The organism is Aliirhizobium cellulosilyticum (assembly GCF_014198105.1).
Lineage (GTDB): Bacteria > Pseudomonadota > Alphaproteobacteria > Rhizobiales > Rhizobiaceae > Neorhizobium > Neorhizobium cellulosilyticum.
The window spans coordinates 1810144-1823600 of the sequence record NZ_JACIGW010000001.1 but is presented as its reverse complement, the minus strand read 5'-3'; the positions used below and the strand labels follow the sequence as shown (position 1 = coordinate 1823600).

Below are 13457 nucleotides of genomic sequence, written 5' to 3'. Positions count from 1 at the left end.
TTCTATCTTAGGTATGTGACTGGTCATAATGGGCACATTACTCCTAACACTTAACAAGTGGGAGATCGTGTCCGGGGGTTTAGGGGGCCACTACAGCCGCCTTTTGCTGTTTTCGCCCGATGTGCCGCAATTCGAAACGGCACAGAAGGAATTTAATTCCCTTCTTGATATCGCCGTCGGCCGCATGCAGGAGCTTTCGGTACTTGTTCCGAGCACCAAACAGGCGATGGACAACCTTATGGTCGACATCAGCGGCGTGCGGGAGCTTCTTGCTGATATCGTGAAGCTGCGCAATGATGGGCAATATCCGGCTGCCGTGGCTCGGATGGGGGCGCTTGAAGGTCTGACAACGCGGATCTCCAAGCAGTTCAACGACAGCAATAGCGCCTTGCAGGCGGTGCAGACCGCCGGCACGGATCGTCTGGCGGCACTCGTGCACAAAACAATCGTGACCAACATGGCCGCTATGGTCATCAGCATTGTTCTCGTTCTTGTCCTTGCTGCATATTTTGTCCAACAAGGAATAACCAAGCCGATGAATGGCTTGCGCGCGCAGATGCAGCAATTGGCACGCGGAGAGACATCCGGGGAGATCGTCGGTCGCGATCGACGTGACGAGATTGGGGAAATGGCGGCTACAGTCGCGATCTTCCGGGAAAATGCGATTGAGCGTGCTCGTCTGGAAGAACAGACGGAAGCTACCAGGAGCAACGCCGAAAGCGAGAGAGCGCGTCAGGAAATCGAGAAAGCCTCGGAGGCCCGCAACGTCCAGTTCGCGCTTCAGTCGCTTGGCAATGGCTTGAAGCGGCTGGCCGCTGGTGATCTGGTGACAAGTATCGATACGCCGTTTGTGGCTGATCTCGATGTTGTTCGCGAGGATTTCAACGACTCGCTGAGCAGGGTTCGCGAGGCGATGCAATCCGTTGGTTTCAATGCGAAGGCAATTTCCGCCAGTGCCAACGAGCTTCTTGCTTCGGCCGACGATATGTCCAGTCGCACGGAGCAGCAGGCTGCTTCTGTCGAAGAGACGGCCGCAGCGCTTGAGGAGATCACCACCACCGTCAAGGACGCGGCGAGCCGTGCCGAAGAAGCCAGCCAGCTTGTTGCCCGTACGCGTGCAGGGGCGGAGAAATCCGGCGAGATCGTTCGGGACACAGTGAATGCGATGCATCAGATCGAGCGTTCCTCGTCTGAAATCAGCAACATCATAGGTGTGATAGACGATATCGCCTTCCAGACGAACCTTCTGGCGTTGAATGCCGGGGTCGAGGCCGCACGCGCGGGTGATGCGGGCAAGGGCTTCGCCGTCGTGGCTCAGGAAGTCCGCGAGCTGGCCCAGCGTTCAGCCGCTGCCGCCAAGGAAATCAAGACGCTGATCAATACCTCCGGCAGCCATGTCGAGCAGGGCGTCAATCTGGTCGGCGAGACCGGGAAGGCACTTGATGCAATCGTGGCCGAGGTCCATGAGATAAATCGGCATGTTCAAGCGATCGCAGAGGCGTCACGCGAACAGTCGCTTGGCCTTCAGGAAATCAGCACGGCCGTCAATACGATCGATCAGGGAACGCAGCAGAATGCGGCAATGGTTGAGCAATCGACCGCTGCCAGCCATAGTCTTGCAAAGGATGCCGAGGCGCTGATGACGTTGCTTGGCCAGTTCCAGGTCGGCAGCGAAAGTCCGCAATCTTTCCGTTCCGCCGAGCGGCCTGCTTTCGATCGGCAGGCCTCGCGTGTATCCGCACCGGTGCGCGTCGCCGAGCAGGATGAACGGCCTCGCTTGTCTCCTGCTCGTTCCCTGGGGCGAAAACTCGCCTCCGCATTCGGTGGTGGTTCGGCATCAGCCGCTGCGGTAAAAGAGTCGGAATGGACTGAGTTCTGAGGCTTCTCTAACTCAAGCCATCCATGAGTTGCAGCCAAATCTGAACGGGCCTTCGAACCTTTGTGGCGAAGGCCCGTAATCATTTTACGGATTGATCACGTCAGGTGGGATTGCACTTCATTCCATTGCGTCGGGCATTGTCGACACAGTCACTCCTGTTGACGTAGCTCTCTGCCGAAGCGCCTACGATGCGGCCATTTGATGCCGTGCGGCGCCAGCGCCACTGGCTGCCACTCTGATAGATTTCCCAATTATCCCCATTGCTGTCCTTGCAATTCGGCATGTCGTCCTCCCGAGTGTTACAGCGAGAACGCTAGGCGATTCGGCAGGACCGCTCCACGAAGCGGATGCAGCCGCCAGGTGTATCTATGTGCGGATCCGGTTGTGCTTGTGGCTGACTTCCGCTGGCTCCGTTAGCCGCCGGACCAGAATCGGTCGTGATCGAATTCTTCTGCGATCGAAAGCGGCAACGGCGTTGTGCTCTCCGGTTTTGCCGTCAGGTCCGTCAATGTTCTGCCGATGACGACCGGCGCGGCCATGCCGACATTCTCGGCAGGGGCAGCGAGCGCCCATGACAAAAGCGTGTCTTCGCCATCGAATTCGTCCTCGACATCGAGATCTGGTCCCGAGATCGGCAGCAAGGCGATCGAGCCTTCCGGTGCTCGCAGCAATTTCATCCCGTCTGGTGCAGCAAGTGCCGCAAGGGCGCTGAAGGCCGGCGTGCTTGCAGGCGCCGAAGCCGCTACCGGTCGTGCCGCAATGATGGGCGCGAGGCTCGGTGTCGGCGCAAGCGATGCGGTCTGCACGGGATCGACATCGACAGCCTTCGACGGCCGCAGGATCGGCAGCGGGGCGGAGAGAGCTGCAAGATCGGCAAATTCTGGATCGCTCTTGCGGCTCGCTGCCTTGGCGATAGCCGTTGGGCTAGTCTGTTCCGCAAGTGCTTCCGCCGCACGGCTCTTCGGTGTCGGCAGCATCGCGGTCAAGAGGCCGCTGCCACCACGTTTTGCGCTGCCGGTATCCTCGTCATCATCCGGTGCCGTGCTGGCGATCTGGATCGATTGCGATCCGACGCGGCGCTTGTAGTCGGCCACCGCCTGATCATAACCTGGGAGCGGTCGTCCATCTGCCGGCACATGCATCGTCCTGCCGTTCGGAAAAACACCCACCAGTTCCTTGCGCGACATGCGCGGCCAGGCGCGTACACTGCCGACATCGAGATGCACGAAGGGTGAACCGGAGGTCGGGTAAAAGCCGACACCGCCAACCTGCGCTTGCATGGCAAGCCGGCGCAGCGTCGAGATTTTTACGCCCGGAATATAGAAATCCATCGCCTTGCCCAGCATGTGCTGGCTTTTCTTGGCAACGCCGGTACTGCGCGAGCGACCGCGCAGCATGCTGTTGGTGGCCGGCGAGCGATAGGCGGAAACGACATGGATATAGTCGGTGGCGCCGCTGCGCTGGTAAACTTCCCAGACGAGATCGAGAAGGCGCGGGTCCATCCGCGTCGACTGGTTGCGACGCCAGTCGCGCAACAGCCGGTTGGCCTGCGCAAGGCCCTTCTGGTCAAACCTGCCATTGCGCTTGTAGGTAATCGCTGCCCGCTCGCCCGTATGGGTGAAGTGCAGCTTCAGCGTCCGGTCTTCCGCAAACGCCATCGCGGCAGTTCCAGCACATGCGGAAAGCGCGAGAACCACGGCGCAGGAGGCCTTGGCGATTGTCAATGCCGTATCGGCGGCATGGCCAAGAAGCGTGCGGATAGCACTCTTGATGGGAGCATTCGACAGGGGCTGGAACACGACACAACTCGCTTTACGCCAAGATCACCACACCGGGACAAAAGGATGAGAACCCGGCAACGAAGCCCTGATTATGGTCAATGAAATGCTAATAGGAGGTTGACGAAATATTAGCCGTGCCGATCCGACACGCTTTCGTGAAGGCACGGGCAGCTTTTGCACCAATTTTTTGGCCGGTCCGGCTTGTCTGAGCCACCGACATGATGCCGGCAGAGGCTTGTGGATTTTCCCGCTGAAGTCGTGCAGGTTGCGCAGATGAGTGGCCGTGGCTCGCTGGATCTCATGACCTCGCGCGCTATTTGCCTTGATGGCGACAGATGGGGTGTTTCGAACAGTTGGGCGGGCGAATATTGCGATTTGTTTTGCGGTTTATGGGATCCCTGAGCGCAACGGGCGTGCTGCTCGCACTTCTCTTCTTTGCAGCCTCCCTCACGCCAAGCCTCATGCCACGGTCCTGGCTCATCCAGGGTGTCTTGTCCGGTGCCTGCGCTGCGATCGGTTATGCGTTCGGGGTCTTCATCGGCTGGCTCTGGCGTTATCTGGAACTTCCATGGTTTTCTAAACAAGCGGCGCCTTTGAGGGCAACCACGCTTCTCTTCGCCATCATCGTATCGGTCGTGTTCCTCTGGCACGCGGTCGAATGGCAGAATTCGATCCGCACGCTCTGGCAGATGCACCCGCAGCAAAGCGCAGATCCGTTTCGTCTGGCAGGGATAGCCGCGATTACGTTCGCCGTGCTTCTGGCACTCGGCTGGCTGTTCCAGCTCGCCGCAAGCCGGTTTTCCCACTGGCTCGACGCGATCATGCCGCGCCGCGTTTCCAATGTTCTCGGGTTAACACTGGCGATCGTGATGTTCTGGTCGATCGGGCAGGGCCTTCTTGTCCGATGGGCGCTCGATGCGACCGACGCCTCGTTCCAGAAGGCCGATTCGCTGATTGAGCCGGACGAGACGCCACCGACAAGCCCGGCCATGACCGGCGGGCCGGGCTCGCTGGTCGGCTGGGATACGCTCGGCCGGCAGGGCAGAGTCTTCGTCTCGACCGGCCCGAAAGCCGAATCCATCGGCAAGTTTTGGCAGAAGCCGGCGCTCGATCCTGTACGCGTCTATGCCGGGCTGAACAGCGCGGAGACAGTCGAGGAGCGTGCGGCTCTGGCTCTCAAGGAACTGGAGCGGCAGGGCGGGTTCGAGCGTTCGCTGCTGGTGGTTGTCGTGCCCACGGGTACCGGCTGGGTCGACCCGGCCGCCATGGATACGCTGGAATATCTGCATGATGGCGATATTGCGAGCGTCGCCCTGCAATATTCCTATCTCTCGAGCTGGCTTTCCCTGCTGGTCGAACCGGAAAACGGACAGGATGCGGCGCGTGCGCTGTTTCAGGCGGTCTATGACCACTGGAAAACTCTGCCGAAGGATCGGCGGCCACGGCTCTACCTGCATGGCCTGAGCCTCGGCGCGCTGAATTCGCAACTCTCCACCGACATCTATGATGTCGTGGCCGATCCGTTCCAGGGCGCCCTGTGGAGCGGTCCGCCTTTCCGCAGCGCCAGATGGAATGCGATCACCGCGATGCGCGAAAAGGGCTCTCCCGCCTGGCTGCCGAAATTTCGCGACGGATCGGTCGTGCGCTTCGCCAACCAGGTGGAGACGGCCTCCGGAGACTTTGCGCCCTGGGGGCCGATCCGGATGATCTATCTGCAATATGCAAGCGATCCGGTCACCTTTTTCGATCCGTCCTCCTTCTTTCGCGAGCCCGCCTGGCTGAGAGGCCCACGCGGACCGGATGTATCGCAAAGCTTCACCTGGATTCCGGTCGTCACCGGCCTGCAGCTTGCCGTAGACATGGCGATCGCCACCAGCTCGCCGATCGGCCACGGCCATGTCTACGCGCCCGAGCACTATATTGATGCCTGGATTTCGCTGACCGATCCTGCCGTGTCACCGCAAGACGTCCCCCGCCTCAAGCAGCATTTCCAATCCATGGGAAACTGAGATTTCCTGCGCCCGGGCGACAGAGGTTCGAGATTGGAAACACAGCGTCCATCATATGGCGGTCGGCGGGCGGTTCACACTCCGGTGAAAAGCACCTGATTCAACAGGATATTGTTTTTGCTGTGTTAAAATGAATTTCCTGCAATGATCTGCCTCAATGAACTATCCGCCCGCCGCTCCATTCTGGCCGGTAACGGTTTCGTTGGTTGCGCCCAAACCCTTGCCTTGGATCGCCAGCCGGTCGATATCCGCGTGGTAGTTTTTCCATTGATCAACTGGAAGTGACAGACATGACCAAGCGAATTTTTGCCTCCCCCGGCCGTTATATTCAGGGAAGCGGCGTCATTGCCGAACTCGGCGATTATCTTTCCGAAATGGGCACCAAGGCTCTTCTCGTATCCGACGATATCGTCTGGGGCCTGATCGGCACGAAGGTCGAGGCGGCAGTCTCCGGCAAGGTCGAATTTTCCCGCGAAAAGTTCTCAGGCGAAGCCTCCACCAATGAGATCAACCGTCTCGTCGACGTGGCGAAGAAAAACGGCACCAACCTCGTCGTCGGTATCGGCGGTGGCAAGACGCTGGATACGGTGAAAGCCGTGGCCGACGAGCTGAAAAGCCCCGTCATCATCGTCCCCACCATCGCCTCGACGGACGCGCCCTGCAGCGCGCTCTCGGTCATCTATTCCGATGACGGCGTGTTCGAGAAATACCGTTTTTATGCCAAGAACCCGGATCTGGTTCTGGTCGATACCTGGATCTGCGCCCAGGCGCCGGTTCGCCTCTTCGCATCGGGCATCGCCGATGGTCTCGCAACCTACGTCGAGGCGCTCGCCGTCCAGCGCTCCAATTCCAAAACCATGGTCGGCGGTTCCGCCACCATCGCCGGCATGGCAATTGCCGAAGCCTGCGAAAAGACGCTGCTGACCTACGGCCTCAGCGCCTATCAGGCGGTGGAAAAGAAGCTGGTAACGCCGGCCGTCGAAGCGGTCGTCGAAGCCTCAACGCTTCTCTCCGGCCTTGGTTTCGAGAATGGCGGTCTGGCTGCCGCCCACGCCATCCATAACGGCTTTACGGCGCTCAATGGTGATATTCATCACCTCACCCACGGCGAAAAGGTCGCCTACGGCACGCTCGCCCACATGATCCTCGAACAACGCCCCGACGACGAGATCGCCGGCTATATCGACTTCTACCGCTCGATAAAAATGCCGGTGACGCTGGCCGAACTGCACCTGGAAGGCGTGTCCCGCGAAGACCTGATCAAGGTCGGCCAGCTTGCCAACAGCAAGGACGACACGCTGCAGAACCTGCGTGCCGACTTCACGGCTGAGGAAGTGGCGGATGCGATCTTTGCGGTGGACGCGCTGGCGAAGGTTGTTTGATAGATAAATGCGTCGGGCATCTTCTGGTGCCCGGCTTCTCCTGCCGCAGCGCGACCTGCTGGCGCTTTCGTGAACGGGCGGATGGACGACTAAGCCACCAGCGCCTTGGCCGTCCCTTCAGGATCGACGGCGATCACCTTGAGATAGGCGCGCGCCGGCTGATCCGGCTCCGAACGCCCCTGTTCCCAATCCAGCAATGTGCCGAGCGGGATCCTGTAGCGCGCCGAAAACTCTTCCTGCGTCAGACCAAGCGCCCGACGAATGACCTTCACCCGCGGCATGCGGGGAGCCGTGCGAAGCTGCTCCTCGGTCATCGGCGGATTGTCGGCATCGGCCAACGCATTGTCTTCCGCTTCCTCGTCGGTCATGGCGTCGAGGTGAGACCAGTCGGTTTTGTTGTCTCTCTCAGTGGGCATTGTCGTATTCCCGTCGTTCGGCGCGGGTCGATTTTCGCGCGGAGATAAGGCGAATTGCCTCTTCGCGCTCGGTATAGATCACTGTCAGAAACCGGCCGTTGCCAAGCCCGACAATACGTCGCCGGATTTCACCGTAATCCATTGATCGTTCCTCTAGGTCGAGGGCGAATGGATCGTTGAAAACGGCCGAAGCATCAGCAAAGGTGATTCCGTGCTTCGCGAAGTTGGTCGCAGCCTTTAGTTCATCCCATTCGAAATTTATCATGGGTGACTACGGGGTTCCAGTAGGTTGTGTGTTGAAGCTATCGGTTGCTAATCATAGTCCTACAACTCGGTTCCAATCCCCGATATACATATACAATCTTTGAAACTCGCTGGGCAGAAGCATTCGGTTGTGAGCTATGAAGTTTTGCACTTTTTCCATCTCATCCATTCTTTGTTTAAGCCAGTGTTGAGATGGAAGGATGGGGAAATATTCCCATTTGTTGATGATAATTTGCGCGAGATGACCAAAATCTACAAAGCCCAGCAGATCTGTATTCTCTCCTTCAAGCCAAGAGTCTTGGATGGCTGTCTCACACCGAGATTCTGCATGGGATTTTATCTTAGGCGGTAGTTTCTCGATCCGGTCTAAACCGTCTTTCTCTGAAAGAGTATCGCGAATGAAATCCCGCACCGAATTTTCGAAGCAAAACAAAACGGCATAAAGTCTCGCCATTTCGAGCGCTTGATTTCGGAGAGAAACATTAAATGGCGATAGAGCGGCCGCGAGCAATTTCTCTTCAACGTCGCTCTGATCTGCTCCAACTTGAATCCCTGCTGACTGGAAATTAGAAGCCTCCGCTTCAAACATTAGCCCTCGGAAGAGAAAATCTCTTAGTTCTTTAGTGGTCATAGAGATGCTCTCTCAATGACTTGAAAATGGCGTTGTAAACTTCGACGTCCTTTGTTGCCGGTAAGTGAATCTGGATGTTGTAGTGAAGGCCAGGTGGGGCTTTGGGGCTTCCATGGTGAATCGGGGGCGTCGTTCGATCTTCCGTAACCGCAACTGGTTGCGGAGCCGCTTCGCGTTTGTCGATCGTGCCATCTTTGAAATCAGCTAGCTCACATAAGGCCAAGAAAGTCTTTGTCATCAAGCTGGCGACGTTGTCTGTTGTATTGTGATAGCTTTTAAATTTTCCGAGAATAGCGCCCCTGTCTGCAGCGGACGGAATTTCTTTTATAAGGAAGATATCCGCGTATGCCTCTCTAAGAGCTTCTGCCATCACCTTCTTGGATCGAGAATGATCCCGATAACTGTGATAACGAGAAGTTGGTTTTCCATCAGGGGAGAGGAAGCCGAGAGCTTTTAACAACGGTATGTATGCTCGGTCATTCGATGAGCTGAACCCCCAGTCTTTAAGAAGTTGCGTCGTAAACTGTTCAGGTGCCTGACCACCTTTTAATTTGTCAAAGAAATCTTGAACTCGCCCTGACCCTACAAGGTACGTATTAGTGAGCATAACAACATGACCTTTTAAGCGTTAATCCCGGCGGCGAACTCAATCACCGCGGGGATCAGCTTATCTAAACTTGGGTTGCCGGAAAGTGGCGACGCCACTTATCCCTGCAATTATCAAGAGCAACCGCTCGTAGCACCACACGTGTCGCACTTCTCACACGTGCCGTTGCGCACCATCGTGAAGTTCTGGCACTCGGAGCACATGTTGCCGGTATAACCCTGCATGATCGACTTCATGCGGCGGTCGGCTTCGACCTTTTTGGCTTCGGTCTTGGCAGCGGCTGCGTCGGCTTCGGCCTTGTCGGAGAAGAGCGCTGTTGCGACCTGCTTTTCTTCCGATACGACCTCTGCGTTCACCTCTTCCGCGATCTCTTCGGCCAGTTCCTTGGCGCGCTCCTCATAATCGCGCTTGAAGGAAACGACTTCCGAGGTCGAGATGGCCATTGCTGGCTCGAGCTTGCGGGCCGTGTTGCCGGCGATCGAGGTGACGCTGGCCGAAGCGCGGGCAGGGGCGGCGGTGGCTGCACCCTTGGCTTCGGAGCCACCCATTGCACCACCCTGGATCAGGGTCGGCTTGTAGCCGCGGGTCCAGCCGGTCGAGACGAGCTGCGTCTTGCCTTCCTGAATTCCCTTGCCGAGTGCCGTGTTGGAAAAGTCCGACGTATCGACATGCGCAAGGTCATGACGGCCGAGATAGGAAACGGCAAGTTCGCGGAACACGTAGTCGAGGATCGACGTGGCGTTCTTGATCGCGTCGTTGCCCGTGACGATGCCGGCCGGCTCGAACTTGGTGAAGGTGAAGGCCTCCACATATTCTTCCAGCGGCACGCCGTACTGCAGACCCAGCGAGATGGCGATGGCAAAGTTGTTCATCATCGCACGGAAGGCAGCACCTTCCTTGTGCATGTCGATGAAGATCTCGCCGATCCGGCCGTCACCGAATTCGCCGGTGCGCAGATAGACCTTGTGTCCGCCGACATTGGCCTTCTGGGTGTAACCCTGACGACGGTTCGGCAGCTTTTCGCGCTCGCGGGTGACGCGCTCGATGACGCGTTCCACGATCTTTTCGGTGATCTGAACGGCCTGGGCAGCAATCGGCTGCTGCATCAGCTCTTCGACAGCCTCTTCCGCATCGTCCTCGTCGATCAGCGACGCATTGAGCGGCTGGCTGAGCTTGGAGCCGTCGCGATAGAGAGCGTTGGCCTTGAGCGCCAGCTTCCAGGACAGCATGTAGGCTGCGCCGCAATCCTCGACGGTCGCATCGTTCGGCATGTTGATCGTCTTGGAGATCGCACCCGAGATGAACGGCTGGGCAGCCGCCATCATGCGGATATGGCTTTCGACCGAGAGATAACGCTTGCCGATCTTGCCGCAGGGGTTGGCGCAATCGAAGACGGCCAGATGCTCGTCCTTGAGGAACGGCGCACCTTCCAGCGTCATCGCACCGCAGACGTGGATATTGGCAGCTTCGATGTCCTTCTTCGAGAAGCCGATATGCTCGAGCAGGTTGAAGCTCATGTCAGCGAGCTGCTCGTCGGTAACTTTCAGCGTGTTCTTGAGGAAGTCGGTGCCGAGCGTCCACTGGTTGAAGACGAACTTGATGTCGAAGGCAGCCTTGGTGGCGCCGTTGATCGCTTCGATCTTCTCGTCCGAAAAGCCCTTGGCCTTCAGTGTGCCGGGGTTGATGCCTGGAGCCTGGTTCAGATTGCCGTGACCGATCGCATAGGCTTCGATTTCGGCGATCTGGCTTTCGGTGTAACCGAGCGTGCGCAGGGCTTCCGGAACCGCACCGTTGATGATCTTGAAGTAACCGCCGCCGGCGAGCTTCTTGAACTTCACGAGCGCAAAGTCGGGCTCGATGCCGGTCGTGTCGCAGTCCATCACGAGGCCGATCGTGCCGGTCGGCGCGATAACGGTCGTCTGGGCGTTGCGGTAACCGTGCTTTTCACCAAGTTCCAGCGCCTTGTCCCAGGCGGCCTTGGCGTGAGCCGACAGCGTCTGGTCCGGGTTTTCCGAATGGTAGAGCGGAACCGGATCGACGGAGAGCTGCTCGTAGCCGGTCGTCTCGCCGTAGGCTGCGCGGCGATGGTTGCGGATGACCCGCAGCATGCTTTCGCGGTTCGGCGCGAAATTCGGGAACGGGCCAAGCTCGCCGGCCATTTCTGCCGAGGTCGCATAGGAAATACCGGTCATGATCGCGGTCAGCGAACCTGCGATCGCACGGCCTTCCTTCGAGTCGTACGGAATGCCCGACGACATCAGGAAGCCACCGATATTTGCATAGCCGAGGCCGAGCGTGCGGTACTGGTAGGAGAGTTCGGCGATTTCCTTCGACGGGAACTGCGCCATCATGACGGACACTTCGAGCACGACGGTCCACAGGCGAACCGCATGTTCGTAGTCTGCGATCGCGATGTTCTTCGTTGCCTTATCCTTGAACTGGAGAAGGTTGAGCGAAGCAAGGTTGCAGGCCGTGTCGTCGAGGAACATGTATTCCGAGCACGGGTTGGAGCCGCGGATCGGGCCGCCGGCCGGCGAAGTGTGCCAGTCGTTCATCGTCGTGTTGAAGTGGATGCCCGGATCGGCAGATGCCCATGCGGCATAGGAAATCTGTTCCCACAGATCCTTGGCCTTCAAGGTCTTCATGACCTTGCCGTCCTTGCGGGCGGTCAGGTTCCACTCGCCATCGTTTTCGACAGCCTTGAGGAAGTCGTCCTTCAGGGAGACGGAGTTGTTCGAGTTCTGGCCCGACACAGTAAGGTAGGCTTCCGAATCCCAGTCCGTGTCATAGGTCTTGAACTGCAGATCCTTGTAACCCTGCTGGGCGAACTGGATGACACGCTTGACGTAGTTTTCCGGAACCAGGTCCTTCTTGGCAGCGCGGATTTCGCGCTTCAGGGCCGGGTTCTTCAGCGGATCGTAGCAATCGTCGTCACTGCCTTCGCAGTTGACGCAGGCCTTCATGATCGCCTTCAGGTGCTTGGCGACGATCTTCGAACCGGTGACAAGGGCAGCAACCTTCTGCTCTTCCTTGACCTTCCAGTTGATGTATTCCTCGATATCCGGATGGTCGATATCGACGACGACCATCTTGGCCGCGCGACGGGTCGTACCGCCGGACTTGATCGCGCCGGCTGCCCGGTCACCGATCTTCAGGAAGCTCATCAGGCCGGAAGAACGGCCGCCGCCGGAAAGTTTTTCGCCTTCGCCGCGCAGATGGGAGAAGTTGGAGCCGGTGCCGGAACCATACTTGAACAGACGCGCTTCGCGAACCCACAGGTCCATGATGCCGCCTTCGTTGACCAGGTCGTCGCCGACGGACTGGATGAAGCAGGCATGCGGCTGCGGATGCTCATAGGACGACTTTGACTTCGTCAGCTTGCCGGTGAAGGGGTCGACATAGAAATGGCCCTGGCCGGGGCCATCTATGCCATAGGCCCAATGCAGGCCGGTGTTGAACCACTGGGGGGAGTTCGGGGCAACGCGCTGGGTGGCGAGCATGTAAGCAAGCTCGTCCATGAAGGCGGCCGCATCGTCTTCGGACGAGAAATAACCGCCCTTCCAGCCCCAATAGGTCCAGGTGCCGGCAAGACGCGAAAAGACCTGGCGGGCATCGGTTTCAGAACCGTAGCGCTCGCCTTCGGGAATGTCCTTCATCGCCTTCTCATCGGCAACCGAACGCCACAGGAAGGACGGGACGTCGTTTTCTTCAACGCGCTTCAGGATCTTCGGAACGCCGGCCTTGCGGAAATATTTCTGCGCCAAAACGTCGGTCGCGACCTGGGAGAACTGCGACGGCACGTCGATATCGGCAAGACGGAAGACGATGGAACCGTCCGGATTGCGGATCTCGCTGGTCGCCTTGCGGAACTCGATAGTTCCGTAGGCGCCTGTCTCAGGCTTCGTGAAACGACGTTCGATGCGCATTGCCTCTAGTCCCTCATCCTTTGTCGCCATATAGGCGCACGGGTTCGATGCGGCTGCTCTCCATCATGGGCAGCCGGCTGAAATTTCATCCAGACTCATTGGATGTCTATCTGTATATTGTGCTGGATAATGGCTGCCAACACTAAATATAGTATTAACAACATGTTTATGCCAGCCCAATCGCCGTCTTGGCGATGATTTTCAAAGCGCACGGAAATCCGTCGCCCGGCTGTCTGTCAGAACAAGCCCTGCGCTCGATTGTTTCCATAAAACTCGAAAAAGAACCGGCCTCGTTACTCCCGGTCCAGTCGCCGCCGCAACATGCGTTTATTCATGGCCGCGCATCCTGATTCGGTCAAGCCGTAGCCGGTAGGAGTTTCTAAACCACAAGATATTGTGGCTGATGCCTGTGGATAACGGGGAATAAAAAACAGCTAGGATTCTCAAGTGCTTGGCGACCGGAGCTGAAGCTTGCGCGAGGCTTGCGAAATTCGATTGTGGCACGATCGGGGCAGATCGGCGGCTCTGGAAGCCCTTTCTGAACGGGCATTTTAGCACTTGG

Annotated in this window: 10 protein-coding genes; 3 read left to right on the top strand and 7 right to left on the bottom strand. The window is 58.1% G+C overall.

Annotation, left to right across the window (positions count from 1 at the left end):
- Positions 1-67: 67 nt before the first annotated feature.
- Positions 68-1879, top strand: a complete 1812-nt coding sequence (locus GGE33_RS08830) for a methyl-accepting chemotaxis protein (RefSeq protein WP_343062366.1) — start codon at positions 68-70, stop codon at positions 1877-1879.
- Positions 1880-1979: 100 nt separating this feature from the next.
- Here the strand turns inward: GGE33_RS08830 and GGE33_RS28105 are convergent, their stop codons facing one another.
- Together GGE33_RS28105 and GGE33_RS08820 are read right to left on the bottom strand one after the other, a co-directional pair.
- A complete protein-coding gene (locus GGE33_RS28105; RefSeq protein WP_183822192.1) occupies positions 1980-2162 on the bottom strand; it encodes a DUF1508 domain-containing protein in 183 nt (60 codons plus the stop codon).
- 130 nt (positions 2163-2292) lie between these two features.
- Complete coding sequence (locus GGE33_RS08820) at positions 2293-3678, bottom strand: peptidoglycan L,D-endopeptidase MepK (protein WP_343062365.1); 1386 nt, start codon at positions 3676-3678, stop codon at positions 2293-2295.
- Between the two features lie 371 nt (positions 3679-4049).
- On the opposite strand from GGE33_RS08820, the gene GGE33_RS08815 reads away from it, so the two are divergent.
- Complete coding sequence (locus GGE33_RS08815; protein ID WP_246435763.1) at positions 4050-5669, top strand: alpha/beta hydrolase; 1620 nt, start codon at positions 4050-4052, stop codon at positions 5667-5669.
- Between the two features lie 290 nt (positions 5670-5959).
- The gene (locus GGE33_RS08810) at positions 5960-7051 is read left to right on the top strand and encodes a glycerol dehydrogenase (protein WP_183822187.1); all 1092 of its coding nucleotides are present in this window, start codon (positions 5960-5962) and stop codon (positions 7049-7051) included.
- 89 nt (positions 7052-7140) lie between these two features.
- On the opposite strand, the gene GGE33_RS08805 is transcribed toward GGE33_RS08810, so the two are convergent.
- From GGE33_RS08805 to GGE33_RS08785, 5 genes are all read right to left on the bottom strand, one after another.
- The gene (locus GGE33_RS08805) at positions 7141-7419 is read right to left on the bottom strand and encodes a helix-turn-helix domain-containing protein (RefSeq protein WP_183822469.1); all 279 of its coding nucleotides are present in this window, start codon (positions 7417-7419) and stop codon (positions 7141-7143) included.
- 37 nt (positions 7420-7456) lie between these two features.
- Complete coding sequence (locus GGE33_RS08800) at positions 7457-7732, bottom strand: BrnT family toxin (protein ID WP_183822185.1); 276 nt, start codon at positions 7730-7732, stop codon at positions 7457-7459.
- A 51-nt stretch (positions 7733-7783) separates the two neighbouring features.
- Positions 7784-8362, bottom strand: coding sequence for a Swt1 family HEPN domain-containing protein (locus GGE33_RS08795; RefSeq protein WP_183822184.1), 579 nt, complete (start codon positions 8360-8362; stop codon positions 7784-7786).
- The gene (locus GGE33_RS08790) at positions 8352-8969 is read right to left on the bottom strand and encodes a DUF5343 domain-containing protein (protein WP_183822182.1); all 618 of its coding nucleotides are present in this window, start codon (positions 8967-8969) and stop codon (positions 8352-8354) included. Before GGE33_RS08790 ends, GGE33_RS08795 begins: the two co-directional genes overlap by 11 nt.
- A 113-nt stretch (positions 8970-9082) precedes the next feature.
- Positions 9083-12895 carry a vitamin B12-dependent ribonucleotide reductase gene (locus tag GGE33_RS08785; RefSeq protein ID WP_183822180.1) on the bottom strand — a complete coding sequence of 1271 codons (3813 nt, stop codon included), beginning with the start codon at positions 12893-12895 and terminating at the stop codon, positions 9083-9085.
- Positions 12896-13457: the final 562 nt, after the last annotated feature.

What these genes read in the sequence shown, in the direction of transcription:
- GGE33_RS28105 (WP_183822192.1), bottom strand. Translation starts at nt 2,162, where the DNA reads ATGCCGAATTGCAAGGACAGCAATGGGGATAATTGGGAAATCTATCAG.
- GGE33_RS08815 (WP_246435763.1), top strand. Translation starts at nt 4,050, where the DNA reads ATGGGATCCCTGAGCGCAACGGGCGTGCTGCTCGCACTTCTCTTCTTT.
- GGE33_RS08810 (WP_183822187.1), top strand. Translation starts at nt 5,960, where the DNA reads ATGACCAAGCGAATTTTTGCCTCCCCCGGCCGTTATATTCAGGGAAGC.
- GGE33_RS08805 (WP_183822469.1), bottom strand. Translation starts at nt 7,419, where the DNA reads ATGACCGACGAGGAAGCGGAAGACAATGCGTTGGCCGATGCCGACAAT.
- GGE33_RS08800 (WP_183822185.1), bottom strand. Translation starts at nt 7,732, where the DNA reads ATGATAAATTTCGAATGGGATGAACTAAAGGCTGCGACCAACTTCGCG.
- GGE33_RS08795 (WP_183822184.1), bottom strand. Translation starts at nt 8,362, where the DNA reads ATGACCACTAAAGAACTAAGAGATTTTCTCTTCCGAGGGCTAATGTTT.
- GGE33_RS08790 (WP_183822182.1), bottom strand. Translation starts at nt 8,969, where the DNA reads ATGCTCACTAATACGTACCTTGTAGGGTCAGGGCGAGTTCAAGATTTC.
- GGE33_RS08785 (WP_183822180.1), bottom strand. Translation starts at nt 12,895, where the DNA reads ATGCGCATCGAACGTCGTTTCACGAAGCCTGAGACAGGCGCCTACGGA.